At 71.2% G+C, this 25,971-nt stretch carries 26 protein-coding genes; 11 read left to right on the plus strand and 15 right to left on the minus strand.

From position 1 onward, the window contains the following. Nucleotide 1: 1 nt before the first annotated feature. From ACIGXX_RS10645 to ACIGXX_RS10660, 4 genes are read right to left on the minus strand one after another with little or no spacing between them, the layout of a single operon-like run. On the minus strand, nucleotides 2-997 hold the full coding sequence (locus tag ACIGXX_RS10645) for an ABC transporter substrate-binding protein (protein ID WP_399974625.1): 996 nt from the start codon (nucleotides 995-997) through the stop codon (nucleotides 2-4). Beyond that, nucleotides 994-1,851, minus strand: a complete 858-nt coding sequence (locus tag ACIGXX_RS10650) for an ABC transporter ATP-binding protein (RefSeq protein WP_351162557.1) — start codon at nucleotides 1,849-1,851, stop codon at nucleotides 994-996. The genes ACIGXX_RS10645 and ACIGXX_RS10650 overlap by 4 nt, the downstream gene beginning before the upstream one ends. After that, nucleotides 1,848-2,960, minus strand: coding sequence for a FecCD family ABC transporter permease (locus tag ACIGXX_RS10655; protein WP_399974629.1), 1,113 nt, complete (start codon nucleotides 2,958-2,960; stop codon nucleotides 1,848-1,850). Before ACIGXX_RS10655 ends, ACIGXX_RS10650 begins: the two co-directional genes overlap by 4 nt. Further along, complete coding sequence (locus tag ACIGXX_RS10660; RefSeq protein ID WP_351162561.1) at nucleotides 2,960-3,958, minus strand: iron ABC transporter permease; 999 nt, start codon at nucleotides 3,956-3,958, stop codon at nucleotides 2,960-2,962. Before ACIGXX_RS10660 ends, ACIGXX_RS10655 begins: the two co-directional genes overlap by 1 nt. Before the next feature lie 132 nt (nucleotides 3,959-4,090). On the opposite strand from ACIGXX_RS10660, the gene ACIGXX_RS10665 reads away from it, so the two are divergent. Further along, nucleotides 4,091-4,720, plus strand: coding sequence for an HAD hydrolase-like protein (locus ACIGXX_RS10665; protein WP_351162563.1), 630 nt, complete (start codon nucleotides 4,091-4,093; stop codon nucleotides 4,718-4,720). A 3-nt stretch (nucleotides 4,721-4,723) separates the two neighbouring features. Here the strand turns inward: ACIGXX_RS10665 and ACIGXX_RS10670 are convergent, their stop codons facing one another. Continuing rightward, entirely contained in the window at nucleotides 4,724-4,975 is a 252-nt protein-coding gene (locus tag ACIGXX_RS10670) for a hypothetical protein (protein WP_351162565.1), read from the minus strand. A gap of 171 nt (nucleotides 4,976-5,146) precedes the next feature. Here ACIGXX_RS10670 and ACIGXX_RS10675 point away from each other — a divergent pair, with 171 nt between their 5' ends. Continuing rightward, complete coding sequence (locus ACIGXX_RS10675) at nucleotides 5,147-5,530, plus strand: cold-shock protein (RefSeq protein WP_055701393.1); 384 nt, start codon at nucleotides 5,147-5,149, stop codon at nucleotides 5,528-5,530. Nucleotides 5,531-5,543: 13 nt separating this feature from the next. Here the strand turns inward: ACIGXX_RS10675 and ACIGXX_RS10680 are convergent, their stop codons facing one another. The 4 genes from ACIGXX_RS10680 to ACIGXX_RS10695 all read right to left on the minus strand — a co-directional run bounded on the left by ACIGXX_RS10680 (nucleotide 5,544) and on the right by ACIGXX_RS10695 (nucleotide 9,035). Then, nucleotides 5,544-6,410 (minus strand): 1,4-dihydroxy-6-naphthoate synthase, encoded by an 867-nt coding sequence (locus ACIGXX_RS10680; RefSeq protein WP_399974634.1) that lies wholly within the window; start codon nucleotides 6,408-6,410, stop codon nucleotides 5,544-5,546. Further along, the gene (locus tag ACIGXX_RS10685) at nucleotides 6,403-7,050 is read right to left on the minus strand and encodes a futalosine hydrolase (protein ID WP_399974637.1); all 648 of its coding nucleotides are present in this window, start codon (nucleotides 7,048-7,050) and stop codon (nucleotides 6,403-6,405) included. Before ACIGXX_RS10685 ends, ACIGXX_RS10680 begins: the two co-directional genes overlap by 8 nt. An 11-nt stretch (nucleotides 7,051-7,061) precedes the next feature. Then, nucleotides 7,062-7,571: a DUF2771 domain-containing protein gene (locus ACIGXX_RS10690; protein ID WP_361467075.1), complete on the minus strand. Its 510-nt coding sequence runs from the start codon at nucleotides 7,569-7,571 to the stop codon at nucleotides 7,062-7,064. Between the two features lie 99 nt (nucleotides 7,572-7,670). Beyond that, nucleotides 7,671-9,035 carry an MFS transporter gene (locus tag ACIGXX_RS10695; RefSeq protein WP_399975189.1) on the minus strand — a complete coding sequence of 455 codons (1,365 nt, stop codon included), beginning with the start codon at nucleotides 9,033-9,035 and terminating at the stop codon, nucleotides 7,671-7,673. 396 nt (nucleotides 9,036-9,431) lie between these two features. Between ACIGXX_RS10695 and ACIGXX_RS10700 the strand changes: the two genes are divergently transcribed. The 3 genes from ACIGXX_RS10700 to ACIGXX_RS10710 all read left to right on the plus strand — a co-directional run bounded on the left by ACIGXX_RS10700 (nucleotide 9,432) and on the right by ACIGXX_RS10710 (nucleotide 15,400). Then, nucleotides 9,432-10,379, plus strand: a complete 948-nt coding sequence (locus ACIGXX_RS10700; protein WP_351162574.1) for a DUF3027 domain-containing protein — start codon at nucleotides 9,432-9,434, stop codon at nucleotides 10,377-10,379. Between the two features lie 822 nt (nucleotides 10,380-11,201). Further along, the gene (locus ACIGXX_RS10705) at nucleotides 11,202-14,339 is read left to right on the plus strand and encodes a sacsin N-terminal ATP-binding-like domain-containing protein (protein ID WP_399974642.1); all 3,138 of its coding nucleotides are present in this window, start codon (nucleotides 11,202-11,204) and stop codon (nucleotides 14,337-14,339) included. A 242-nt stretch (nucleotides 14,340-14,581) separates the two neighbouring features. Further along, nucleotides 14,582-15,400: a calcium-binding protein gene (locus ACIGXX_RS10710; RefSeq protein WP_351162578.1), complete on the plus strand. Its 819-nt coding sequence runs from the start codon at nucleotides 14,582-14,584 to the stop codon at nucleotides 15,398-15,400. A 6-nt stretch (nucleotides 15,401-15,406) separates the two neighbouring features. Here ACIGXX_RS10710 and ACIGXX_RS10715 read toward each other — a convergent pair whose 3' ends face one another. Together ACIGXX_RS10715 and ACIGXX_RS10720 are read right to left on the minus strand one after the other, a co-directional pair. Then, nucleotides 15,407-17,809: an HAD-IC family P-type ATPase gene (locus tag ACIGXX_RS10715; protein ID WP_399974645.1), complete on the minus strand. Its 2,403-nt coding sequence runs from the start codon at nucleotides 17,807-17,809 to the stop codon at nucleotides 15,407-15,409. 136 nt (nucleotides 17,810-17,945) lie between these two features. After that, entirely contained in the window at nucleotides 17,946-18,215 is a 270-nt protein-coding gene (locus ACIGXX_RS10720; RefSeq protein ID WP_351162582.1) for a DUF2530 domain-containing protein, read from the minus strand. A gap of 224 nt (nucleotides 18,216-18,439) precedes the next feature. Between ACIGXX_RS10720 and ACIGXX_RS10725 the strand changes: the two genes are divergently transcribed. After that, nucleotides 18,440-19,882: an NCS2 family permease gene (locus ACIGXX_RS10725; RefSeq protein WP_361467067.1), complete on the plus strand. Its 1,443-nt coding sequence runs from the start codon at nucleotides 18,440-18,442 to the stop codon at nucleotides 19,880-19,882. A 36-nt stretch (nucleotides 19,883-19,918) separates the two neighbouring features. On the opposite strand, the gene ACIGXX_RS10730 is transcribed toward ACIGXX_RS10725, so the two are convergent. Beyond that, entirely contained in the window at nucleotides 19,919-20,101 is a 183-nt protein-coding gene (locus tag ACIGXX_RS10730) for a ribbon-helix-helix protein, CopG family (protein ID WP_351162586.1), read from the minus strand. 143 nt (nucleotides 20,102-20,244) lie between these two features. Here ACIGXX_RS10730 and ACIGXX_RS10735 point away from each other — a divergent pair, with 143 nt between their 5' ends. Together ACIGXX_RS10735 and ACIGXX_RS10740 are read left to right on the plus strand one after the other, a co-directional pair. Continuing rightward, complete coding sequence (locus ACIGXX_RS10735) at nucleotides 20,245-20,682, plus strand: MarR family winged helix-turn-helix transcriptional regulator (RefSeq protein ID WP_249589249.1); 438 nt, start codon at nucleotides 20,245-20,247, stop codon at nucleotides 20,680-20,682. A 68-nt stretch (nucleotides 20,683-20,750) separates the two neighbouring features. Next, on the plus strand, nucleotides 20,751-22,091 hold the full coding sequence (locus ACIGXX_RS10740; protein WP_351162588.1) for an MFS transporter: 1,341 nt from the start codon (nucleotides 20,751-20,753) through the stop codon (nucleotides 22,089-22,091). Nucleotides 22,092-22,104: 13 nt separating this feature from the next. Here the strand turns inward: ACIGXX_RS10740 and ACIGXX_RS10745 are convergent, their stop codons facing one another. Further along, nucleotides 22,105-22,611 carry a GNAT family N-acetyltransferase gene (locus ACIGXX_RS10745; protein WP_351162590.1) on the minus strand — a complete coding sequence of 169 codons (507 nt, stop codon included), beginning with the start codon at nucleotides 22,609-22,611 and terminating at the stop codon, nucleotides 22,105-22,107. Between the two features lie 197 nt (nucleotides 22,612-22,808). Here ACIGXX_RS10745 and thpR point away from each other — a divergent pair, with 197 nt between their 5' ends. Continuing rightward, on the plus strand, nucleotides 22,809-23,378 hold the full coding sequence (gene thpR, locus ACIGXX_RS10750) for an RNA 2',3'-cyclic phosphodiesterase (RefSeq protein WP_399974651.1): 570 nt from the start codon (nucleotides 22,809-22,811) through the stop codon (nucleotides 23,376-23,378). A 148-nt stretch (nucleotides 23,379-23,526) separates the two neighbouring features. Here thpR and ACIGXX_RS10755 read toward each other — a convergent pair whose 3' ends face one another. Both ACIGXX_RS10755 and ACIGXX_RS10760 read right to left on the minus strand, forming a co-directional pair. After that, nucleotides 23,527-24,519: an aldo/keto reductase gene (locus ACIGXX_RS10755; RefSeq protein ID WP_351162594.1), complete on the minus strand. Its 993-nt coding sequence runs from the start codon at nucleotides 24,517-24,519 to the stop codon at nucleotides 23,527-23,529. 97 nt (nucleotides 24,520-24,616) lie between these two features. Continuing rightward, the gene (locus ACIGXX_RS10760) at nucleotides 24,617-25,171 is read right to left on the minus strand and encodes a MarR family winged helix-turn-helix transcriptional regulator (RefSeq protein WP_399974654.1); all 555 of its coding nucleotides are present in this window, start codon (nucleotides 25,169-25,171) and stop codon (nucleotides 24,617-24,619) included. Nucleotides 25,172-25,186: 15 nt separating this feature from the next. Between ACIGXX_RS10760 and ACIGXX_RS10765 the strand changes: the two genes are divergently transcribed. Then, nucleotides 25,187-25,693, plus strand: coding sequence for a carboxymuconolactone decarboxylase family protein (locus ACIGXX_RS10765; protein ID WP_361467062.1), 507 nt, complete (start codon nucleotides 25,187-25,189; stop codon nucleotides 25,691-25,693). A gap of 86 nt (nucleotides 25,694-25,779) precedes the next feature. Then, nucleotides 25,780-25,971, plus strand: a complete 192-nt coding sequence (locus ACIGXX_RS10770; RefSeq protein WP_399974658.1) for a hypothetical protein — start codon at nucleotides 25,780-25,782, stop codon at nucleotides 25,969-25,971.

The raw sequence follows: 25,971 nt of genomic DNA on the forward strand, positions 1-25,971 counted from the left end.
GTCAGTTGGTCGTCAGGGAACTCTGCATCTCGTGCAGGATCTTGTTCGCCGCCGTGTAGCCGATGCCCTGGATCCACAGCTCGTCGTCGACCGTGTGGACGTTGCCCTTCTTCACCGCGTCCATGTTCTTCCACAGGCTGCTGCCGACGGTCTGCGTCTGCTTGGACTTCTTCGGATCGCCGTACGTGGAACGGAAGATGACGTCCGCGTCGGCGAGGTCGATCTTCTCGGGCGACACGTCGTACGAGAAGCCGTCCTTGGCCTTGGCCGCGACGGCGGGGCGGCCCAGACCCACGTCCTTGAGGAGCGTGGCGATGTACGTCCGCTCGCCGTAGATGCGGATGTCCGCGCCCTCCACGAAGCGGACGACGTTGACCTCCGTCGCCTTGGCCTTCGCCGGGCCGCCGACGGCTGACGTGACCTGCTCGGCGTGTGCGTCGTAGGCGGAGACGATCTTCTTCGCCTCGGGCTTCTTGCCGAGCGCGTCGGCGTGCACCTGGAAGTTCTCCTTCCAGGGGTATCCGGTGTTCTCCGTCATCACGGTCGGCGCGATCTGCTTGAGCTGCTCGTACTTCGCCGCGTGCCGGATCTTGCTGGTGAGGATGACGTCCGGATCGAGGGCCGCGATGGCCTCCATGTTCGGGTTCAGCATCTCGCCCACGTCCTTGATGCCGCTGACCTTCTCCTTGGGCAGGTAGCTGGGGAAGCCCGACGACGCCTCGACGTGCGTGGAACCGACCGGCTTCACGCCCAGCGTGATCGCGGAGTCCAGCTCGGCCGTGTCGAGGACGACGACCCGCTTGGGCGCGACCGGGACCTTCACGTCCCCCATGGCGGTCTTGACGATGTGCGTCTTCCCGGAGCCGGAGCCGGAACCGGAGTCGTCGGAAGAGTCCGATGAGCCGCACGCGGACAGCGCCAGCGCGCCGCTGAGAGCGAGGGCCCCTGCGGTGAGCGCGCGGCGGCGGTTCGTGGAGGAGCTGGGCTTGGTGGTCATGGCTTCTGGGCCACCTTTCGGTCGGACGTGGCGTGCGGGTGCGGCTCTGCGGCCCATGGGGCACCGGGGACCACCAACGGCGACCCCGTCACCGGGTCCGGTACCACCACACACTCCAGACCGAACACCTCGCGCACGAGATCCTCGGTGACGACATCGGCGGGCGCGCCCTCGGCGACGATCCGGCCCGACTTCATGGCGACGAGGTGGTCGGCGTACCGGGCGGCCTGGTTGAGGTCGTGCAGCACGACCACCACCGTCCGGCCGCGCTCTCCATCGGCCGTCCGCGCGGCCAGCTGCCGCACCAGGTCGAGCACTTCCACCTGGTGCGAGATGTCGAGATACGTCGTCGGCTCGTCCAGGAGCAGGATGTCCGTCTCCTGGGCGATGGCCATCGCGATCCACACCCGCTGGCGCTGACCGCCCGACAGCTCGTCCACGGACCGTTCGGCGAGCGCGGCGACGTCGGTACGTTCCATCGCCTCCGTCACGGCCCGCTCGTCCTCGTCGGACCACTGCTGCCACCAGTGCTGATGCGGCTGGCGCCCGCGCGCGACGAGGTCGGCGACGGTGATGGCCTCGGGTGCGACCGGTGTCTGCGGCAGCAGTCCGATCTGCTGGGCGATCTTCTTGGTGGGCAGCTTGGTGAGCGCCTCGCCGTCCAGCAGGACCGCGCCGCTCCTGGGCTTGAGGAGGCGGCCGAGCGCGCGCAGGGTGGTCGACTTCCCGCAGGCGTTGGGGCCGACGATGACCGTGACCTTGCCGTCGGGGACCGTGAGTTCGAGCTCGTGCACGACCTCGCGGTCCTCGTAGGCGAGGGTCAGCTCGCGGGCGCTGAGGCGGGCGGCGGTCACGAGGTGCCTCCATTGCGGACGGAACGGCTTCGGATGATGAGCCAGATCAGGTACGGGGCTCCGACGGCCGCCGTGAGCACGCCCACCGGCAGCTCGGTGGGCGAGAAGAGCCGCCGGGCCAGCAGGTCGGCGAGGACCATGATCAGCGCGCCGAGCAACGCCGAGCAGAGCAGCGGGATCTGCGCGGTGCGGGTCATCCGGCGGGCGATCTGCGGGGCGAGCAGCGCCACGAAGTCGACGGGCCCCGCGGCGCCGGTCGCCACGGAGGCGAGCACGACGCCGAGCAGCACGAGACCGAGGCGTACGTGTCCCAGGCGTACCCCGAGTGCGGTCGCCGTGTCGTCGTCCATGGTCACCGAGCGCTGGGCGCGGGCGGCCCAGAAGACGAAGGGGAGGAGGGCGAGCAGGGTCCAGGCGAGCGGCGTCGCCTCCGCCCAGCCGCGGCCGTTGAGCGAGCCCGTCATCCAGATCTGCGCCTGCTGGGCGACGAGATAGTCGCCCTTGGTCATGAAGAGCGTGGTGATGGAGCGCAGGGCGATCGCGAAGCCGATGCCGATGAGCACGAAGCGGGTGGCGTGCAGGCCGCCGCGCCAGGCGAAGACGTACACGAGCGCGGCGGCCGCGATGCCGCCGAGCACCGAGAGGTAGGGCAGGACGGTGGCGGAGGTGACCCCGAGGGTCATCGCGCCCACCGTCAGGGCGCTCGCGCCCTGGCTGATGCCGATGATGTCGGGGCTGGCCAGGGGGTTGCGGGCGACGGTCTGGATGAGCCCGCCCGCGACGCCGAAGGCGGCGCCGACGAGGAGGCCTACGGCCAGGCGGGGTTCGCGCAGCGTTCCCACGACCAGTTCGTCGGGGGACGGCTGCCCGAGGACGACCTTCAGGGCTTCGGAGGGCTGGACGAAGGACTCGCCTATGCAGAGGTAGGCGAGGCAGCTCGCCGCGAGGAGCAGGGCGAGGGCGACGGCGGCCACGGCTGCACGCCGGTGGAGCAGGAAGGCTGCCTTCCCGAACCGGACCACGGCGTACCCTGCGGGCCGGATGCGGGGATTCGGGTGGGTGGGCGGGAGAGATCCGCCGCGCAGCGGCGGTTCAGAAGCGACGGACATCAGGCAGCAACCGCCTTCCGGCGCACCAGCGTCACAAGGAACGGCACCCCGATGAGCGCGGTCATCACACCCGCAGGCACCTCGCTCGGAGGAAAGATCACGCGGCCCACCGTGTCGGAGACGAGGAGCATCACCGGCCCCAGGACGGCCGCCATCGGCAGCACCCAGCGATGCCCGCTGCCCACGATCGCGCGGGCGATGTGCGGGACCGCGAGCCCGATGAACGCGATCGGCCCGGCCGCGGCGACGCCCGCGCCGGTGAGCACGGTCGCCCCGAGGCCGCCGACGATCCGCACGGTCGCGACCTTCTGCCCGAGTCCCTTCGCCACGTCCTCGCCGAGCGCGAGCGCGTCGAGGCCGCGGGCCACGGACAGCACGAGAACCAGCCCCACCAGCAGGAACGGCCAGATCTGGCCGACGATCTCCGCGTCGCGCCCGGAGAGCGAGCCCACCTGCCAGAAGCGGAACTCGTCCAGGGCCGATGCCCTGGTGGTGAGGACCGCGGTGGTCAGGGAGACCAGGAGCGCGTTGATCGCGGCGCCGCCGAGCGCGAGCTTCACGGGGGTCGCGCCGCCTCTGCCGCTCGCGGCGATCGCGTACACCGCGACGGACGCGATACCGGCGCCGACGAAGGCGTACCAGACGTAGCCGGTGAGGGTGTGCACGCCGGCGAACGCGATCGCCATGACCACGCCCACCGAGGCGCCCTGGCTGACGCCGAGGATGCCGGGGTCGGCGATGGGGTTGCGGGTGATGCCCTGCAGGACCGTGCCGGCCAGGGCGAGCGCGGCGCCGACCATCAGGCCGATGAGCGTGCGCGGCACCCGCATCTCGCGGACGACCTCGGCTGCGTCGCTGTGCCCGCCGTGCAGCAGGGCGTCGATGACGGCGGACGGCGCGATCGCGCGGGCGCCGACGGAGAGGCTGAGCAGGACCGCGAGCAGCAGGGCCAGGACGGCCGCCGTCATCGCGACAGCGCGTCTGGCTGGCACACGCATCGGCTGAGCTCGTTTCGGGGGGTCGATCGGGAGGGCGGGGGTACTTCGGAAGCGTCTGAAGTAAGGCTCGGCTAAGTCTAAGGGGGTGCTCCGGGCTCCGGACCGGGTCGGCAGTCTCGGCACAATGGCCTCATGACCTCACGCGCTCTGACGGTCGGCTTCGACCTCGACATGACCCTGATCGACTCCCGGCCCGGCATCAAGCAGGCCTTCCTGGCCCTGTCCGCCGAGACCGGGACGCACATAGACGCCGACCTCGCGATCTCCCGCCTCGGCCCGCCCCTCGAGCAGGAGCTGCGCCACTGGTTCCCCGAGGAGCGGATCCAGGAGATGGGTGATCGCTACCGTGAGATCTATCCCACATACGCCATCGCCCCCTCGCTCGCGATGACCGGCGCCCCCGAGGCGGTCGCGGCCGTGCGCTCGCACGGCGGCCGGGCGATCGTGGTGACCGCCAAGCACGAGCCGAACGCGAAGCTCCACCTGGCGCATTTGGGCATCGAGGCGGACGCGGTCATCGGCTGGCTGTGGGCCGAGGCGAAGGCGGAGGCACTGCGCGAGCACGACGCGGCGGTGTACGTCGGTGACCACACCGGTGATGTACGCGGCGCGCGTACGGCGGACGCGCTCTCCGTCGCGGTGGCGACCGGGCCGTGCGACGCAGCGGAACTGCGCGCGGCGGGCGCGGACGTCGTGCTCACCGACCTGACCGAGTTCCCCGCCTGGCTCGACGCGTACGTCGCGGGCGGCGGCCCCGAGTAGCGGCTAGGTGGCCGCCGATCTGGCCTGGCGCCGCTGGACGGCGATACCGCGCAGCACTCCCGCCACGGCGATGAGGAATCCGACGCCCATCAGCATGCACACCGCGTAGGCGATGGAAGGGAAGGGGTCGGTCCCGAGGAACAGTGGGGCCACCGTGACCAGAGTGGCCACGGCTCCGACGAAGAAAACGATTGCTCCGGTCCGGACCAGGCCATCGCCCGGTCCGGCGGAATTCGCTTGGGTTTTGTCACGCACCCGACCAGGGTAGTTCCCAGCGCGAAGGAAGAATCCGGGGACGTCTTGTCACCGGCCCACGGACCAATAGTCTTGGTGCTGGCGGGTCGGGCGACCCGCTGTAGTGCTATCCAGAGCCGTTTTCCGCGGCATAGACGCGTACGACGACAAGTACGAGGACGAGGACTTCAGGTGCCTACCGGCAAGGTCAAGTGGTTCAACAGCGAGAAGGGCTTCGGCTTTCTCTCCCGCGATGACGGCGGCGACGTCTTCGTGCACTCCTCCGTACTGCCCGCAGGTGTCGACACACTCAAGCCCGGCCAGCGCGTCGAATTCGGCGTCGTCGCGGGCCAGCGCGGTGACCAGGCCCTTTCGGTGACGATCCTCGACCCGACGCCGTCGGTGGCGGCCGCCCAGCGCCGCAAGCCCGATGAACTGGCGTCCATCGTCCAGGACTTGACGACGCTCCTGGAGAACATCACGCCGATGCTGGAGAAGGGGCGCTACCCCGACAAGGCGTCGGGCGCGAAGATCGCGGGCCTGCTGCGGGCGGTCGCGGACCAGCTGGACGTGTAGGGCCCAGGGGTCGCTAGCCGAAGGTGAGCGCATCCGGCGCGAGGGGCGGAACGAGCCCCTCCGCCGCCGCTCGCGTGAGCAGCCCGCGGATCGCCGCATAGCCGTTCTCGCCCAGATCGGCCGTGAACTCGTTCACGTACAAGCCAATGTGCTGATCGGCGACGGCCGGATCCATCTCCTGCGCGTGCTCCTGCACGTAGGGCCGCGAGGCCTCGGGGTCGTCCCAGGCCATCCGCACCGAGGTGCGGACGCTGTCCGCGAGCCGCCGCAGGCCGTCCGCACCCAGCGACCGCTTGGCGATGATCGCGCCGAGCGGGATGGGCAGGCCCGTCGTCCGCTCCCAGTGCTCGCCCATGTCGGCGAGGCAGTTGAGCCCGTAGTTCTGATAGGTGAAGCGCGCCTCGTGGATCACGAGCCCCGCGTCGACCTTGCCGTCCCGCACCGCGGGCATGATCTGGTCGAAGGGCAGCACCACGATCTCGCCCACGCCACCGGCCAGGGTGTCCGCGGCCCAGAGCCGGAAGAGGAGATACGCCGTCGACCTCTCGCTCGGCACCGCCACCGTCTTGCCGGTGAGGTCGACCCCCGGCTCCCGGGTCAGGACCAGCGGGCCGCAGCCGCGTCCGAGCGCGCCGCCGCAGGGCAGCAGCGCGTACTCGTCGAGGACGTAGGGCAGCACGGCGTACGACACCTTCAGGACGTCGAACTCGCCGCGCTCGGCCATGCCGTTGGTGATGTCGATGTCCGCGAACGTGACGTCGAGCGCGGGCGCGCCGGGCACCCGGCCATGGGCCCAGGCGTCGAAGACGAACGTGTCGTTCGGGCAGGGGGAGTAAGCGATCTGCAGGGGCTTGGCGTCCTGCGCGGGCGATTCAGTCATGCCGTTTCCAACTCTCCAGTGCGGGCGCGAATTTCCCGAACGCCTCTCCCAGCGCGCCGAGCGCCTCGCCGATCCGCCAGGCTCCGCGGTCCCGCGGCCCGACGGCGTTGGAGACCGCGCGGATCTCCAGGACGGGCAGTGCGAACGCGGCGGCGGCCTCGGCGACGCCGAATCCCTCCATCGCCTCGGCGAGCGCGCGCGGATGGCGGCGCCGCAGCTCGGCGGCGCGCTCGGCGGAGCCGGTCACGGTGGAGACGGTCAGGACGGTGCCGGTGCGGGCGCCACAGGCGGCGGCCCATTCCCGTACGAGGGACAGGGGCGGCCGGTGGGTGACGGCGCCGAACCCGAGCTCGGTGACGGGCAGGAAGCCGTCGGGGGTCTCGGCGCCCAGATCGGCCGCGGTGATCTCGTCGGCGAGGACGAGGGAGCCGATGGGCGCGTCGGGCCGGAAGCCGCCGCCGATCCCGGCGGAGATCACCAGGTCGTACGGGGTGCGTGCGAGGGCGGCCGCCGTGTGCGCCGCGGCGGCCGCGGGCCCGACACCGACGGCTACGGCGTCGGTGTGCGGGGGCAGCCGGTCGGCCACCGCGTCCCGTTCGGCGGGGACGGCGGTGGCCACCAGCACGCGGAGAGGGGACATCGAGCCGCGGGTCAGGCGTCCTTCTTGAGCTTGAACGACCACAGGCCGGTCGCCTTGGCCTCCGAGCCCTTGCCGCCCTCGAGCAGGCTGACGGTGGTGGCGTTCGTGCCGCCGCCGTACTGCTGGTTGAAGAAGACGCTGCCGGGGATGACGACGTACGTCTTCTTGCTGGCCTCGGTGAGCGGCTGACCGTTCATCAGGAGCGTCCAGCCCTTCTCGGCGACCTCGGGGTCGACGCCGAAGCGGACCTTCTCGTCGGGGTCGACCTTGATGGACTTGACGTCCGTCTCCTTGAGGCAGCCCTGGAGCTGGGACTGCTTGAGCTCCTTGCCGTCGTTGTAGCAGGAGGCCTCGGAGTTCACCGAGTCGCTGCCGACCGTGACGGTGGCGAGCGGCGTCGGCTTGTCGCAGGCCGACAGGACGAGGAGTCCGGCGGAGACAGCGCCAAGGGCGGCCACGGAACGGCGACGGCGCGCCGAGCTGCGAACGAGTGCGGCTCCGCCGCGGAGCAGGGAGGTCATGGGCGAAGGCTATCGGGCACCCCGTGCCGTCTCGCCACGTGGGGGTCGCGGCGTGCCGCGGCCATTGTCCGGCGCGCCGTACATGTCGGTTTGTCGGGCTCACGCCACCCGGGGGCGGCGCCTCCCGCCGTGCCGGGCCGCCGAGAGCAGGCCCCGCGCGGTCGAAAGCCAGCCGACGGCGACGATCGCGGCGGCCACCGAGAGCCCCAGTGACCCGTTCAGCGGCAGGGCCATGCCGATTCCGCCGCCCACCACCCACGCCATCTGCAGGATGGTCTCCGAGCGGGCGAAGGCGGAGGTCCGCACCTCCTCGGGGACGTCCCGCTGGATCAGCGCGTCCAGGGAGAGCTTCGACATGGCCTGCGCGAAGCCCGCCACCGCGCCGAGGCAGGCGACGCCCACCGCACCGAAGAACACCGCGGCGGTGATCGCCACGCCCAGGACGACGGCGACGACGGTCACGATGATGACCTCCGGCGCCCGCGATCTCAGACCGGCGCCGACGGCCGTGCCCAGCGCGTTGCCGACCCCGGCCGCGACTCCCACTATCCCCAGGGACACCGCGGCGCTCTGGCCGCCGAGCGGTTCCTCGCGCAGCAGGAAGGCGAGGAAGAAGATGAGGAAACCGGAGAGACAGCGCAGCGCGGCGTTGGCGGTGAGGGCGTGCGTGACGGCGGGCCCGACCGTACGCAGCCCCAGGCGCCGCTTCTTGGACGTGTCCGCCGCGGCTTCGACGCGCGCGTGCAGATGCAGATGCTCCTCGTCGGCCGCGAGCAGCGCCTTGTGCTCGCCCTTGGCCGAGTCCACCTTGGGCGGCAGCGAGAGGGAGAGGAACATCCCGACGATGAAGATCACGAAGGCGCCGTAGAGCGGCCAGCGCGGTCCCAGCGCCTGGAGCCCCGCGCCGACGGGAGCGGCGACACCGGTCGCGAGCAGCCCGCCCAGCGTGACTCTGGAGTTGGCCTTGACCAGGGAGAAGCCCTTGGGCAGCAGCCGGGGCACCACGGCGCTCCGTACGACTCCGTACGCCTTGGACGCGACCAGGACGCCGAGCGCCGCCGGATAGAGCTCCAGGCTCCCCGTGATCACCGCCTCGGACAGCAGCAGGGCGAGCAGGGCGCGCGCCAGCATCGCGGCGGACATCGCGTACCGCCGGCCGTGCGGGAGGCGGTCCAGGAGAGGGCCGATGACGGGGGCGAGCAGTGTGAAGGGCGCCATCGTGATGGCGAGATAGAGGGCGACACGGCCGCGCGCCTCGTCCGTCGGTACGGAGAAGAAGACGGTCGAGGCGAGCGCGATGGTGATCATGACGTCGCCAGCGCCGTTCACGGCGTGCAGTTCGATGAGCTTGCCGAGCCCCGACTCGCCCGCGCCGTGCGCGTGCGTGGCCTTGCGGATGCCGCGGGCCGTGCCGGTGAAGGGCAGGTGCAGGGCGCGACCGACCCAGCGGGCGGCCCGGTTCAGCACCGGACCGCGTCCGCCGACTTTCTGGGACGACGACCTTGCGGCAGCCACCTCGTCATAGTGCCCCCTTATCGGGGGCACTAGTGCGCATCTGCTGCGGGGTAATCGGGTGGGCGGGTGGGAAAACTGCCGTGAAGGGACGGCGGACCCGGGTCTCGACGCAGGGGGCGGGCACGCCGGTGTAGGCCCACGGGCCGGGAGAAGGTAGCGTGCGTAGCGCGCCTGCGGCGGTTGTTCTTGGCCGCGCGCCTCTCGGTCATCCCGCAGAATGGATGACGTAGGTGCGCCCGAGGACGTTCGGGCGCGGACGTCGACGCGGCCCTCCGGTCCGCTCCGTCCGCACTCCCGCGTATGGGTGGCGCACTCGTGAGACGGCGTAATGGAGAAGCGATACCTGTGAGCGCAGCGACAACGCGAAGCCGTACCCCGCGTACCCCGCGTACTCCCGACCGCCTGTGCGTCGAGGCGGTGGGACTGGCCCGGGACGCGGCCGAGGAGGCCGCCGCACCCGGTGTGGTCGGTGAGCACGTCGAGGCCGTGGTCGAGGGCGACCGCGTGGTCACGCACCTGTTCGAGTGCAAGGACTTCGGCTACCGGGGCTGGCGCTGGGCCGTGACGGTGGCGCGCGCATCGCGCGCCAAGGTCGTCACGCTCGACGAGACGGTGCTGCTGCCCGGCCCCGACGCCCTGCTGGCCCCCGAGTGGGTGCCGTGGAGCGAGCGGCTGCGCCCCGGTGACATGGGCCCGGGGGACCTGCTCCCCACGGACGCGGAGGATCTGCGCCTGGAGCCCGGTTACTCGGGCGAGGAGGAGCCGCCGCCGAACTCCGTGTTCTCCGAGGAGATGGCGGAGCTGGTCGAGGCGGAGGACGTGGAAGTGACGGCGGGGTCGCCCGCCGAGCTGCCCGCGGTGCCCGCCGTGCCGGCGCGTGGCTCGATCGCCGCGATCGCCGACGAGCTGGGCATGCGCAGGGCGCGTGTCCTGTCCCGGTACGGCCTGCATGCCGCGGCCGACCGCTGGGAGGAGTCGCACGGCACGAAGACGGCGATGGCGCAGGCGGCGCCCGCGTCCTGCGTCAGCTGTGGCTTCCTCGCCCCGATCGGCGGATCGCTCGGCCAGGCGTTCGGTGTGTGCGCGAACGAGTTCGGTCCGGCGGACGGCCACGTCGTGTCCCTCTCGTACGGCTGTGGGGGCCACTCGGAGGCTGCCGTGATGCCGAAGCCGTCGCGGCCTGCCGCGCCCGTCCTCGACGAGACCCGGGTGGACGTCCTCCCGCTGCGCCCCGCTCCCGACTCGGGGTCGGTGCCGGTGGAGGGGGCGGCGGAGGAACTCGGCCACTCCTGAGCTCCCGCTGGGGGTGGCGGATGGGGGTTGCCCCCAGGCGGGGCGGCCTCTCCCTGCCGGGTGGGCTCTCCTTGCCGGGTGGGATCTCCCTGCCGGGTGGGCTTCCGGCGGCTCCCCGCCTGCGGCCCGGTGTTCCCTTGCCCCGCGCTCCGCGCGGATCTTTCCCGCCCGCCCGCCCGTTTGCCCAGCGGTGTTGTGGGGGGCCTGGGCTCGTCTCTTCGGCCAAGCGCCGCGTGTCGGCTTCCCGCGCTTCGCGCGGATCTTTCCCACCCACCCGCCCGTTTGCCCCGGGGTGTTGTGGGGGCGGGGGCTTGTCGTTTCGGCTGAGCGTCGTGGGTCGGCCTTCCGCGCTTTGCGCGGGTCTCTCCCGCCCGCCCACCCGATTGCCCTGCGGGGTAAACGGGTGGGTGGGGGGACTCCGCGCGGAGCGCGGGTAGGCGAACGCCGGGCCGCAGACGACGTACTTCCGTCCACCACGACGCGCACCGCCCCTACGCGCGCGGCGTGCTGCGGGTAAACGGGCGGGTGGGTGGGAGAGACCCGCGCGGAGCGCGGTCCAGGCGGCCCCCGGCCGGAAGTAGCCGGGCCTGCAGGTGGCACCCGGGCACGGACGGCCCCGGCCGGAAGTAGCCGGGCCCGCAGGTGGCACCCGGGTACGGGCGGCCCGCAGGTGGCCCCAGGCCACGTGCGTCCAGGTGGCCCCCGGCCAGGAGTGGCCGGGGCCGTAGGAGACACCCGGCCACGTGGGGGTGGACCGCTCGTCGGGGGGAGGGCGGGACGCGGTACCGTTCGGCCCGCGAACCAAGCGAGGGAGACGACACCGTGAGCAAGACCGTGCGGCCGGCGGCCGAGGGTACTGACCCGTTCGGCACGGCACGGCTCCGGCGGGGAGTCCTCGACGCCTGGGCGGCGAGCCCGGCCCGGTTCCGGGAGGACGCCAACGCCGAGGAGGACCTCGCCCTCGGCGGCTACCGCGACCGGCTGATCGTCGAGCTCGCCCAGAACGCCGCCGACGCGGCGGCGAGGGCCGGCGCTCCGGGACGGCTCGCCCTCACCCTCCGGGACGGCGTACTCGCCGCCGCCAACAACGGCGCACCCCTCGACGCCACCGGCGTCGAATCCCTCTCCACCCTCCGCGCCTCCGCCAAGCGCGAGGAGCAGACCAACGGCGCCGTCGGCCGGTTCGGCGTCGGCTTCGCCGCCGTGCTCGCCGTCTCGGACGAGCCCGCGCTCGTCGGGCGTACCGGCGGAGTCCGCTGGTCCCTGAGCGAGGCCCGCGAACTCGCCGCCGACACCGCCCGGTTCAGCCCCGGGCTCGGGGACGAAGTCCGCCGCCGCGACGGCCACGTACCCCTCCTGCGGCTGCCCTTCGCCGCCGAAGGGACCGCCCCGCAGGGGTACGACACCGTCGTCATCCTGCCGCTGCGCGACGCCGCCGCCGAGGACCTTGTCGTACGGCTCCTGGACGGGATCGACGACGCTCTTCTTCTTGCCCTTCCGGGGCTTGAGGAAGTTGTCGTCCAGGTCGGGGATTCCCCCGTCCGTACCCTCCGTCGCACCGCCGAGCCCGGCTACGTCGACGTCTCCGACACCCGTGACGGCAACACCCGCTGGCGCACCGTCAGCCACCAGGGCCCCCTGGAGCCCGGCCTCCTCGCCGACCGGCCCGTCGAGGAGCGGCTGAGGCCCCACTGGTCCGTCACCTGGGCCGTACCCACCGACCGCGAAGGCGCCCCGCAAGCCCCCCGCAGCGCCCCCGTCCTGCACGCGCCGACCCCCAGCGACGAGCCGCTCGGCGTGCCCGCCCTGCTGATCGCCTCGTTCCCGCTGGACACCACCCGGCGGCACGCGGCCCCCGGGCCCCTCACCGACTTCCTCGTGCAGCGCGCGGCCGACGCGTACGCCGAACTCCTCGCCGACTGGCGGCCCGTCGGCGAAGGCATCATCGGCCTCGTCCCCGGCCCGCTCGGCAAGAGCGAGCTCGACGGCGCCCTGCGCCAGGCCATCCTCGACCGGCTGCCGCGCACCGCCTTCCTGCCGCCCGCGGTGGAGGCCGTTCCCCAGGACGACCCCGACGTACCCGAGTGGCAGGTTCCCGTCGCGCTGCGGCCCCGTGACGCGGAGGTCGTGGAGGGCGCGGGCGCCGAGACCGTACGCGTGCTCGCCGACGTCCTGCCGAGCCTGCTGCCCGCGGGACTTGAGCGCCGTGCCGAGCTGCGCACCCTCGGTGTCGCCCGCGTACCGCTGACCGAGGCCATCGACCGCCTCACGGGTCTCGAGCGGGAGCCGGACTGGTGGCGGCGGCTGTACGACGCCCTCGCCGGAGTCGATCCCGACCGGCTGACCGGGCTGCCCGTGCCGCTGGCCGACGGACGCACCACCATCGGGCCCCGCCAGGTCCTCCTTCCCGTCATCGGCGACGACAGCGACCCCGCGGCCCTCGTCCGGCTCGGCCTGAAGGTCGCGCACCCCGACGCCGTGCATCCCCTCCTGGAGAAGCTCGGCGCCCTGCCCGCCACGCCCCGCGCCGTCCTGACGACCCCGCAGGTCCGCGCCGCCGTCGCCGCGTCGCTCGACGACGACACGTGGGACGAGGACGCCGTGGACGCCGAGGAGCTCGCGGACATCGTGCTCTCGCTCGTCCGCGACGCGAACCTCTCGCCCGGCGACGAGCCCTGGCTCGGCGCGCTCGCCCTGCCCGACGACGAGGACGGCGAACTCGCTCCCGCCGGTGAACTGGTCTTTCCCGGCAGCCCCTTCGCCCAGATCATGCGCGAGGACGAACTCGCCACCGTGGACGCCGAGCTCGCCGAGCGCTGGGGCGAGCAGCCCCTCGCCGGGTGCGGTGTCCTCGTCAACTTCGCGCTGGTCCGCGCCACGGACGTCGTACTCGACCCCGACGAGATGGAGCCGCGCGAGAGCGACTTCGCCGAGCCCGACGACCCCGGTCTGCTCGACGCGGTCGACGTGTGGTGCGAGGACGTCCTCGACCGGCTGCCCGACACTCCGGTGCCGCCCGTCGCGACCGAGATCATCGCCGTACGGGATCTGGACCTGGTCGACGACGACTGCTGGCCGCAGGCCCTGGCGATGCTCTCGCGCCCGCCGCTGCGGGACGCGCTGACGCAGCCGCTGCGGATTCTGCTCCCGGACGGCACGACGGAGACCGTCCGGTCGTACACCGCGTGGTGGCTGCGCGGGAATCCGGTGCTCGGCGGCCGGCGGCCCGCCGGTCTGCGCGCCTCGGGCGGCGACCCGCTGCTCGAAGGGCTCTACGACGCTGCCGACGCCTCCGGGTTCGACGACGAGCAGGTGCTGCGCGCGCTCGGCGTCCGCACGTCGGTCGCCGCCCTCCTGGAGGAGCCCGGCGGCGCCGCCGAGCTGCTCGACCGGCTCGCGGACCCGGAGAGGACCGTTTCGGCGGCCCAACTGCACGCGCTGTACGGCGCCCTGGCCGATCTGGACCCGGAGCAGGTGACGCTGCCGGACGAGGTGCGGGCCGTCGTGGACGGCGAGGTCGTGGTGGTCGACGTGGCGGACGCGGTCGTCGCCGACGCCCCTGACCTGCTGCCGCTGACCGGGGGCGTGGCGCTGCTGCCCGTGCAGCCGCGCAAGGCGGGCGATCTGGCCGAGCTGTTCCAGGTGCGCAGGCTGAGCGAGACGGCGGCCGTGGAGCCCGCGGGGGAGGGCGAAGAGCATCCGGTGCCGGAGCCGGTCCGTACGCTGCTCGGTCCGGCCACCCCGGAGACGTACGTCGAGCACGAGGAACTGGTCGCCGGGGGAGTGGAGCTGGACTGGCGCCGGACGCCGGACGGCACCATCCACGCCGCCACGCTGGAGGGCGTCGCCGCCGGTCTCGCCTGGGCGGCGGGCCAGTGGCCGCGCCGCTTCGAGGTCGCCGCCCTGCTGGAGGACCCCTCCCGCACCGACGAGCTGGAGCGGGACCGCTGGTTCGACTGAGGGCCGCTCCTGTGACGGGCTTCCGGTGACCGGCTTCCCGTGACCGGCTTCCGGCGCATCCCGCCGGAAGCCCGCGCTCCCTTTAGCGGTCAACTTTCTCGGTCACTAAATCTTCACTTCCCGTACAACCAGTGGCCCATGTCGCGAGTCTGATCTTCCGAGTCAACAGACTCCTAGATCACTGGGCTCCGCGTGACAGCAGCCAGCGCACCGTGGAGCCCCCTTCCCACTTGGGGAAACACATGCGCATTCGTGCCACCGTGGCCGCACTGACCGGCACCCTGGCCCTTTCCGCACTCGTCGTTCCGGCCGCCCAGGCCGCCGACGGCCCGACGTCCGCCCCGCGCCTCGCCGCGCAGGGTGCGAACGTCGGCGACACCAAGATCACGAAGGTCTCCGTCAACGGCGGCAAGAACGTCGTCGTCGGCACCACCAACAAGGTGAAGTTCACCGTCGCCGTCACCGCCACCGACCCCGAGGGCATCGCGGGCGGCAGCGCGTTCCTGTACCACGGCGGCAGCATAGACACGGCCGACGGCGTCCTGACCCCGGACGACTTCGACGGCACGTGCAAGGTCGTCAACGCCACCACGTCGACCTGCTCCGTCACGGTCGTCGCCGACCCGACGATCGACCTCTACAACAACCTGGCCGGCTCGGGCTGGAAGGTCTACGCGGCCGCGGGCGCGAACGACGGCGACTCGGCCGAGGGCGAGACGTACAAGTCCGACGCCAACATCCAGCGCAACGCCCGCCTCACCACCAACGCCTCCCCGGAGCCCATCAAGAAGGGCAAGACCCTCACGGTCACCGGCGCCCTCACCCGCGCCAACTGGGACACCTCGAAGTACGCGGGCTACACCAAGCAGTCCGTGAAGCTCCAGTACAAGAAGAAGGGTGCGACCTCCTACTCCACCCTGAAGACGGTCACGTCCGACACCAAGGGCAACCTGAAGACGACCGTGACGGCCTCCGCGGACGGCTACTACCGTTACGTCTTCGCGGGTACGTCCACGACCCCCGCGGTCACCTCGACCGCCGACTTCGTGGACGTCAACTAGTAGCGACTAGGCCGGAAAGCGGCGGCCGACCCAGCGGAAGATGACCTCGATGATCAGTGAGGCCACCGCCGCGATCGCGACCGCCGCCCACGGCATCGTCGTGCCGACCAGCTTCAGCTGGAAGAAGTCCTGGAGCCACGGCACGGTCAGCACCAGCAGGAAGCCGAGACCCATCGCGCCGATCAGGCCGAGCCGCCACCACGTGTAGGGGCGGGCGATGATCGCGAGGACCCACATGGCGATCAGGAACAGCGCCAGCGTGGCCGCGCTGGTCTCGGCTTCCCGTGCGCCCGCCCCCGCGTAGTGGTGGCGCGCCAGGAGGTACGTACAGAAGGTGGCGACGCCCGCGACGACGCCGCCCGGGATCGCGTACCGCATGACCCTTCGTACGAAGTGGGGCTTGGCCCGCTCCTTGTTGGGCGCGAGGGCGAGGAAGAAGGCCGGGACGCCGATCGTCAGGGTCGAGAGCAGTGTCAGGTGGCGTGGCAGGAACAAGTACTCGACCTGCGAGCAGACCACCAGCAGCGCAATGACGACCGAGTAGACGGTCTTCACCAGGAACAGCGTCGCCACCCGCGTGATGTTGCCGATGACCCGGCGGCCCTCGGCGACCACCGAGGGCAGCGTCGCGAAGCTGTTGTTCAGGAGCACGATCTGGGCCACGGCCCGCGTCGCCTCCGAGCCCGAGCCCATCGAGACGCCGATGTCGGCGTCCTTCAGGGCCAGTACGTCGTTCACGCCGTCGCCCGTCATCGCGACCGTGTGGCCGCGTGACTGGAGGGCGCCCACCATGTCGCGCTTCTGCTGCGGGGTGACCCGGCCGAAGACGGAGTTGGCGTCCAGGGCCTCGGCCATCTCGCCCTGTTCCGGGGGCAGCCTGCGGGCGTCCACGGTGTTCTCCGCGCCCGGAAGACCCAGCTTTCCGGCGACCGCGCTCACCGAGACCGCGTTGTCGCCGGAGATGACCTTGGCGCTGACGTCCTGCTCCTCGAAGTACCGCAGGGTGTCGGCGGCGTCCGGGCGCAGCCGCTGCTCCAGGACGACCAGGGCGGTGGCGCGGGCCCCCGACGCGACGTCCGGGGCGTCCAGTTCACCGGCGGCGCGGGCCAGGAGCAGCACGCGCAGGCCCTGCTGGTTGAGGTCCTCGATCTCGGCCAGGGACGGGTCGCCGTCGGGCAGCAGCACATCGGGGGCGCCCAGCAGCCACGTCGAGTTGTTGCCGTCGCCCTCGCTGAAGGAGGCGCCGCTGTACTTGCGGGCCGAGGAGAAGGGCAGCGACTCCGTGCAGCGCCACTCCTCGCTGTCGGGGTAGGAGTCGATGATCGCCTGGAGCGACGCGTTCGGCCGCGGGTCGGACTCGCCGAGGGCGCCGAGGACCTTGCGTACGTACGTCTTGTCGGAGCCGTTCAGCGGACGCAGCTCGGTGACGTCCATGCCGCCCTCGGTGAGGGTGCCGGTCTTGTCCAGGCAGACCGTGTCGACGCGGGCCAGGCCCTCGATCGCGGGGAGCTCCTGGACGAGGCACTGCTGGCGGCCCAGGCGGATCACGCCGATCGCGAAGGCGACCGAGGTCAGGAGGACGAGACCCTCGGGGATCATCGGGACGATGCCGCCCACGGTGTAGGCGATGGACTCCTTGAAGTTGTCGTCCTTGACGACGAGCTGGCTGATGATGAGGCCGATCGAGGTCGGGACCATCAGCCACGTCACGTACTTGAGGATCGTGGAGATGCCGGTGCGCAGCTCGGAGTGGACGAGCGTGAAGCGGCTCGCCTCCTCGGCGAGCTGCGCCGCGTACGCCTCGCGGCCGACCTTCGTGGCGGTGAACGCGCCGCCGCCCGCAACCACGAAGGAGCCCGACATCATCCTGTCGCCGGGCTTCTTGATGACCGGGTCGGCCTCACCGGTCAGGAGCGACTCGTCGACCTCCAGGCTGTCGGTCTCGACCGCCTCGCCGTCCACGACGATCTTGTCGCCGGGGCCCAGCTCCACCAGGTCGCCGAGGACGATCTCGGAGGTGGAGATCTCGGCCGCGCTGCCGTCGCGCCGCACGGTCGGTTTGGCCTCGCCGATGACCGCGAGTCCGTCCAGCGTCTTCTTGGCGCGCAGCTCCTGGATGATGCCGATGCCCGTGTTGGCGATGATCACGAAGCCGAAGAGGCTGTCCTGGATCGGCGCGACGAAGAGCATGATCACCCAGAGCACGCCGATGATCGCGTTGAACCGCGTGAAGACGTTCGCCCGGACGATCTCGGTGGTCGAGCGCGAACTGCGGATGGGTACGTCGTTGACCTCGCCGCGTGCGACCCGCTCGGCCACCTCGGCGGCGGTCAGACCCGTCGCGCGTCCGGTCGGCGGCGCCACCGGGTGGACCGGGTCGAGCTCGGCGCCCGCGTCGATATGCGTCATGGCATCGACGGTACGGGCGGTGCGGGGCCTTCACCCCTTGAGTGGCCCAAAGATCCGACCACGGTAGGACACGGACACTCCCGTGGTTGTACGGGCGCTACCCCGAGGGAGGGACTACCGCGGGGCGGGCCGGGCCTCACTCGGCGGAGGCGGCCGCCTTGCGCTCCGCTTCCCGCTTGAGCGCGGCGTCGCGGCCCCGCACGTACCAGATGCCGATCAGGCCGAGGCCCGCGCCGGCCAGGCAGGTCCACACCCACCAGGTGGCGTCGCGGTCGTCGAACCAGCCGTAGAACGGCAGCTGCACCAGGAAGAGGACGAACCAGAGGATCGTGCCGCCCGTGATGGTGGCGACGACGGGGCCCTCCAGGGGCTCCGGCGCGTCGTGCTTGGGTGTCCACTTCTCCATGCGCACAGTTTACGAGCAGCCGGGGCGGGGCCCCGCGGGGGTCGCTGGGCCCTGACGCCACAAGGGTCTACGCGCGGAGATAGCGAATTCTCCTTCATGTATTCATACTGAAACCGCTCGTTAATGGCTGGTTGTTTTCGTAAGAACAAACAAATCGATCACTGGCCCACCACTTAACGATCTTCCCCCTTTCTCTGCGTTTCCCTGAGTCCACGAGGTCCCGCATGCCTTCCTCGGCCACAGCCCCGGTCGACGCCAAGCCGCCGACGCCCCCGCAGGGCGGCATCGACGGCTTCTTCAAGATCAGCGAGCGGGGCTCGACCCTCGCTCGTGAGGTCCGCGGCGGCTTCGCCACCTTCTTCGCGATGGCCTACATCATCGTGCTGAACCCGATCATCCTGGGCAGCGCGAAGGACATGTACGGCAACCAGCTCGACAACGGCCAGCTGGTGACCGCGACCGCCCTGGTCGCCGCCTTCACCACGCTGCTCATGGGCGTCATCGGCAACGTCCCGATCGCGCTCGCCGCCGGACTCGGCGTGAACACCGTGGTCGCCCTCCAGCTCGCGCCGCGCATGTCGTGGCCCGACGCGATGGGCATGGTCGTCCTCGCGGGCTTCGTCGTGATGCTGCTCGTGGCCACCGGCCTGCGGGAGCGCGTGATGAACGCCGTGCCGCTCGGCCTGCGCAAGGGCATCGCGATCGGCATCGGCCTCTTCATCATGCTGATCGGCCTCGTGGACGCCGGCTTCGTCTCGCGCATCCCGGACGCCGCGCACACCACGGTCCCGCTCCAGCTGGGCGGCGACGGGCACCTCAACGGCTGGCCGGTCCTCGTCTTCGTGCTCGGCGCGCTGCTCACGCTCTGCCTGCTCGTGCGCAAGGTGCCCGGCGCGATCCTGATCAGCATCGTCGTCATGACGATCGTCGCGATGATCATCAACGCGGTCGCGACCGTGCCGTCCTGGGGTCTGACGACGCCCGAGTGGCCCGGCAACCCCGTCGCGACGCCGGACTTCGGCCTCGTCGGTCAGGTCAGCCTGTTCGGCGGTTTCGACAAGGTCGGCCTGCTCACCGGCATCCTCTTCGTCTTCACCGTGCTGCTGTCCTGCTTCTTCGACGCCATGGGCACGATCATGGGCATCGGCGACGAGGCCAAGCTGACCGACGCGAGCGGCAACATGCCGGGCATGAACAAGGTCCTGTTCGTCGACGGCATCGCGGTCGCGGCGGGCGGCGCCTCGTCCTCGTCGGCCACCACCTGCTTCGTGGAGTCCACGGCGGGCGTCGGCGAAGGCGCGCGTACGGGCTTCGCCAACATCGTCACCGGCGGTCTCTTCGCCGTGGCGCTGTTCCTCACGCCCATCGCGACGATGGTCCCGTCCCAGGCGGCCACGCCCGCGCTGCTCGCGGTGGGCTTCCTGATCCTGTCCGGGTCGATCACCCAGATCGACTGGGCCGACTTCACCATCGCGATCCCGGCGTTCCTGACGATGCTGATGATGCCGTTCACGTACTCGATCACGAACGGCATCGGCATCGGCTTCATCAGCTTCACCGTGCTGCGCCTCGCCTCGGGCCGCGGCCGCGAGGTGCCGGTCGCGATGTACGTCGTGGCGGCCGTCTTCGGCTTCTACTACCTGATGCCGGCGCTGGGCCTGACGTAGGCGGCAGGACTGGTGTCAGTACATGCGGGGCGGCCTTCAGGCCGCCCCGTAGAACTTTTCCGTCTCCTCGACGGCGCTCTGGAAGCGTTCGTCGAAGTCGTTTCTGATGAGCGTCCCGACCACATAGTCCTGGACGCTCATTCCCCTCTTGGCGGCGTGCTGCTTGAGCCGGTCGAGCAGCTCACCGTCTATTCGCAGGCTGAGCACTGTCGATCCCATGCGTGACAGGGTCGCCGCCGTCCCACGCGCCGTGTCTCACTTTCCGAAGCCGCCTCACTCATATGGGTGACGAAAAGGTTCCGTGGCGTGGGAAGAGGGAATCGAGTGGTCTTTAGCTAGAGTAATGAGTTACTCTAACGAACATGCCGGACCTCTCCCATGGTGACGACGCCGCCGCCGTGAACTCCCTGCGCTCCGCCGTGATGCGCCTGTCCCGTCGACTCAAGCACCAGCGGGTCGACGAGTCGCTGAGCCCCACCGAGATGTCGGTGCTCGGCACCCTCGCCCGCTGCGGCCACGCCACCCCCGGTGAGCTGGCCCGCAAGGAACACGTGCAGCCGCCGTCGATGACCCGCATCGTCGCGCTGCTCGAAGCCAAGGGTCTCGTCCGGCTCGAGCCGCATCCCGAGGACCGCCGCCAGAAGGTGGTGACCCAGACGGAGACGGCCGAGGCCATGCTCGAGGAGAGCCGCCGCAAGCGGAACGCCTGGCTGGCCGGTCTGGCCGAGCACCTCGACGAGGACGAGTGGGCGCGGCTGCGCGCCGCCGCTCCCGTCCTGGAGAAGCTCGCGCACCTGTAAGTAGCGCACCCGGCGGGCCACCCGCCGTGTGCCGTACGACCGCACGACGCCAAGGAGGCGAACCGCCTTTGAGTACGGGATCCGGAGCAGACTCCGCCCCCGCACCAACCGCCCTCGACAAAACCCCTGCCGCCAAGTCGTCGATGTTCAGCTCGCTGAAGATCCGCAACTACCGGCTCTTCGCCTCCGGCGCCGTTGTCTCCAACACCGGCACCTGGATGGCGCGCATCACCCAGGACTGGCTGGTCCTGAGCCTCACCGGCTCCTCGGCCGCGGTCGGCATCACCACCGCGATGCAGTTCCTGCCGATGCTCCTGTTCGGCCTGTACGGCGGCGTCATCGCCGACCGCTTCGCCAAGCGCAAGCTGCTCTTCTGCACCCAGGGCGCGATGAGCATCAGCGGCCTGTTCCTCGCCACCCTCACCCTGAGCGGCAACGTCCAGGTCTGGCACGTCTACCTCGCGGCCTTCTTCACCGGCCTCGTCACGGTCGTCGACAACCCGACCCGGCAGTCCTTCGTCTCCGAGATGGTCGGACCCGACCAGGTCCGCAACGCCGTCTCGCTGAACTCGGCGAACTTCCAGTCCGCGCGCCTCATCGGCCCGGCCGTGGCCAGTGGTCTCACCGCGGCCGTCGGCCCCGGCTGGGCGTTCCTCGCCAACGGCCTGTCCTTCCTCGCGCCGCTCACCGGCCTGATGCTGATGCGTACGAGCGAGCTGCACCACACCCCGCGCAAGCCGCGCGGCAAGGGGCAGCTGAAGGAAGGCCTGAACTACGTCTCCAAGCACCCCGAGCTGATCTGGCCGATCGTCCTCGTCGGCTTCATCGGCACCTTCGGGTTCAACTTCCCGATCTGGCTGAGCGCGTTCGCGGATGACATCTTCCACGGCGGCGTGGGGATGTACGGGCTCTTCAACACCCTGATGGCGATCGGCTCCCTGGCGGGCGCGCTGCTCGCGGCCCGGCGCGGCACCTCACGCCTGCGGCTGCTCGCCGGGGCCGCGATCGCCTTCGGCGTGCTGCAGATCGTGGCCGCGTTCGCGCCCGAGCTGTGGATGTTCGTCGCCCTGATCGTCCCGATCGGCATCCTGGGCCTGACGGTGAACGTCACCGCCAACTCCTCGGTCCAGATGGCCACGGACCCCGAGATGCGGGGCCGGGTCATGTCGCTGTTCATGATGGTCTTCACCGGCGGCACGCCGCTGGGCGGCCCGCTCTTCGGCTGGCTCGCCGACGCGTACGGCGTGCGCCTCAGCATGGCCGCGGGTGGCCTCATCTGCGCCGTGGCCGCGGTCGGCGTCGGCCTGATGCTGGCCCGCGCCGCGAATCTGCGGCTGAAGGTGGATCTGCGGCGCGGGCAGCAGCACGTGCAGTTCGTGCCGCGCGAGCAGCTGGCGACGGCGGCGTAGGCCGCTGTCGTGACTAGACGCGCCGGGCCAGGACCTGGCCCGGCCAGGTGCCGTCCTGGGCGAGGAAGGCATCGGTGCGCGTGAAGCCGTTGCGTTCGTAGAACGCGACGAGCTTGCCGTCGTCGCCCGCGTAGCAGTCGACCCGGAGCAGGGAGACTCCCTGTCTCCGGGTTTCTTGCGCCGCGTGCGCGAGGAGGGCGGCGCCCGCGCCCGAGCCGTGCCGGGAGGCCAGCAGGTGGACGTACTGCTCCGGTTCGTCCACCGCAGCGATGTAGTCCCCCGGCCCGTCGGTCAGCGTGACCGTGCCGACCGCCTCCCCGCCGATCTCCGCGATCCAGGCGGAGCCGGTGGTCAGATACTTCTCGACCAGGGCGATGGTCTTCGGATTGGCCGACCAGGGCTTGTCGCCCCACTGCCCGGTGCGGCCCTGCGAGACGAGCCAGGCGACGGCGCCGTCGAAGAGGGCGAGGACGGTGGCGGTGTCGTCGGGGCCTGCGGGGCGGATGGTTATGTGGTCCATGCGATCTTCCTATCCCACTTCCGGTGGCGTGGGCGGGAGTTTCAGCCCGTCCGGCCCTTGAGGACGAACTCGGCGGAGCCGGTGATGACGGCCACCAAGGCCCCCGCGCCAGAGCGGCCCGCGGCGGAGCCGCACATGTATCGGCCGGGAAGGGGCGGGGTTGGGGAAAAGAACCGCCGGAGGCGAGACTCACCCCCATGAGACTCTTCGCGGCCGTGCTGCCGCCCCCCGCGGCGGCGGACGAACTGGCCCACGCGGTGGAGAGGTTGAAGACCCTGCCGGGTGCCGAAGCCCTCCGCTGGACGCTCCGCGAGAGCTGGCACTTCACGCTCGCCTTCATGGCCGAGGTCGAGGACGACACCGTCCCGGAGCTGTCCGAGCGGCTGTCCCGAGCGGCGCACCGCACGGCCCCTTTCCGGCTGGCCCTGCACGGGGGAGGCCACTTCGGCGAGCGCGCGCTCTGGGCCGGCGCCAAGGGGGACCTGGACACCCTGCGCCTCCTCGCCCGGCGGGCGGACGCCGCGGCCCGCAAGTCCGGCATCACCATGGAGGAGCACCGCCACTACCGCCCGCACCTGACGCTGGCCCGCGGCCAGGGGGAGCCGCCCCTGCGGCCGTACGTCGAGGGCCTCGCGGACTTCGGGGGCGGGGAGTGGACCGTGGGCGAGCTGACCCTCGTACGAAGCAATCTGCCCAAGAGCGGCGTAGCGGGGGAGCGGCCCCGCTATGAGGTGGTCGGTCGATGGCCACTGGGCGGAGCCGGTTAACCTCGACTACGTGGACCCGAAAACCAGGAACCGGATCATGGCCGGTGTGCTCGTGCTGATGTTCGTCGTCGTAGCGGTGGCGGCCGCGGTCGGCCAGTGAGACTCGGCAAGGCTCAGTGAGGCGATGACCGCGGCCTGACGGCACCTGCTACCAGGCGAAGGACTCCGGCGAGGGCCCCGGCCCCGGGAAGATCTCGTCCAGGGCGTCGAGCAGCTCGTCCGACAGCTCGAGCTCGACCGCGCGCAGAGCGCTGGTGAGCTGCTCCGCCGTGCGCGGCCCGACGATCGGCCCGGTCACGCCGGGACGGGTGAGCAGCCAGGCGAGCGCCACCTCACCCGGCGCGAGCCCGTGCTTGTCGAGCAGGTCCTCGTACGCCTGGACCTGCGCGCGGACCTCCGGCTTCGCGAGCTCCGACGCGGCCCGCCCGCTGGTGCGCCGCGAGCCCTCGCCCTCCTTCTTGAGCACGCCGCCGAGCAGGCCGCTGTGCAGCGGCGACCACGGGATGACGCCCAGGCCGTAGTCCTGGGCGGCCGGGATCACCTCCATCTCGGCGCTGCGTTCGGCGAGGTTGTAGAGGCACTGCTCGCTGACGAGGCCGTAGCTGCCGCGCCGCGAGGCGATCTCGTTCGCCTGGGCGATCTTGTATCCGGGGAAGTTCGATGAACCCGCGTAGAGGATTTTGCCCTGGGTGATGAGGGTGTCGATGGCCTGCCAGATCTCCTCGAAGGGAGTGCGGCGGTCGATGTGGTGGAACTGGTAGATGTCTATGTAGTCGGTCTGCAGCCGCTTGAGCGAAGCCTCCACGGAGCGGCGGATGTTGACCGCCGAGAGCAGATCGTGGTTGGGCCAGGCCGGCTTCCCGTCGAGGGCCATGTTCCCGTACATCTTGGTGGCGAGCACGACCTTGTCGCGCCGCTCGCCGCCCTGCGTGAACCAGGTGCCGATGATCTCCTCGGTGCGGCCCTTGTTCTCGTCCCACCCGTAGACATTGGCCGTGTCGAAGTAGTTGATGCCCGCGTCGAGCGCGGCGTCCATGATCGTGTGACTGTCCGGCTCGTTGGTCAGCGGCCCGAAGTTCATGGTTCCGAGCGCGAGTCGGCTGACCTTGAGTCCTGTGCGTCCCAGCTGCGTGTACTTCATGGGTACTCAGCCAACGACTTGGAGTGCGCTCTATGCAAGAGGGCGGCGAGGGGAGGGGCGGCGAGGCGGGCGGCAAGGGGGCGGCGAGCGGGCGAGGTCACGGGCCGCCGAGCCAGCCCGCCGCGTCCAGGCGGAACGCGTCCGGCGGCACGACCGAGCGCAGGTCGTCCTCCATCGCGCGCAGCCGCCGCCCTCCCAGCTGCTTCGCCCACTCCGCGTGCAGCTCCTCGAAGATCGCCGCCGAGCGGCGCAGCGCGTCGATGCCGTGCGGGGTGAGGCGGACCAGCTTGCGGCGGGCGTCGGCCGGGTCGTCGGTGCGTTCCGCGTAGCCGAGGGCGATGAGGCGGTCGATCGTCTTGCCCGCGGCCTGCTTGGAGACGCCGAGACGGCGGCCCACGTCGCTGGCGCTCGCGCCCCGCACGCCGATCGCCTGCATCGCGAAGCCGTGGGCCGGGCGCGCGTCGGGGTGGCCCTGGCGGGACAGCTCGGCGTGCAGCCGGTCGATCAGCGTGCGGAAACCGGCGAAGAGGAGCAGCGGCAGCTCGAAGCCGCGCCCGTCGCTCTCCTCCTCCCCGGACGGTTCACTGCGCGCCTGGCCCTTGCGGGTATCGACAACCTGGTTTACCTTCTTATCGTCAACCATGTTGTCCATCGTAGGGGGTACCTCTTGTTCGCCGAGCACACCGTGGAAACCGCACCCGCCGATTCCCGCGCCGCGATGGAGCGCACCGCCGCCGCCTTCGGGAAGACGCCGAGCGCGGTGGCGCGGCTCGCCGAGTCGCCCGAACTGCTCAACGGCTTCCTGGAGTTGAGCGCCTCCTTCGAGCGCACGACGCTGGAGCCCGTGGCCCGTGAAGTCGTCATCATGACCGTGGCCGTACGCAACGACTGCCACATCTGCGTGACCATGCACACCGCCAAGCTGCGGAAACTGGGCGCGGGCACGGAGGTGATCGCCGCGCTGCGCGATGGCCGGGCGCTGGCCGACGAACGCCTGGAGGCGGTACGGCAGTTCACGCTGGAGGTCCTCGCGACCGCCGGTGGCGTCGGGGACGAGGAGCTGAAGCGGTTCCTCGCGGCGGGCCACACCGAGCGCAATGCCCTGGAGGTCGTCATGGGCATCGGTACGTACACGATGTCGACGCTGGCGAACCGGCTGACGCGCGCCACCTGAGGGGCCCCGGGGGGCGGGGCTGACGCACAGGCCGTTCACAGCGAGTCCTGAGGGAACGCACCGGAAGCAGGCCTAGCGTCGGGCCCATGGCAACGGAAAGCGATCTCAACAGGCGCAAGGTCCTGGCGCTCGGCGGCGCCGCCGCCGGGACGGCCGGGCTCGCGCCGGCCGGCTGCGGCAGCTCATCGGGCACGGACTCCGGGTCCGCGGCCGCACCCACCGGGGCTCCGCCCAGTGGCGCTCCCAGCGGCGCTCCGTCGGAGCAGTGGGGGGCGTGA

Origin of the sequence: Streptomyces sp. NPDC055243, assembly GCF_044544025.1 — a bacterium.
Classification (GTDB): Bacteria; Actinomycetota; Actinomycetes; order Streptomycetales; family Streptomycetaceae; genus Streptomyces.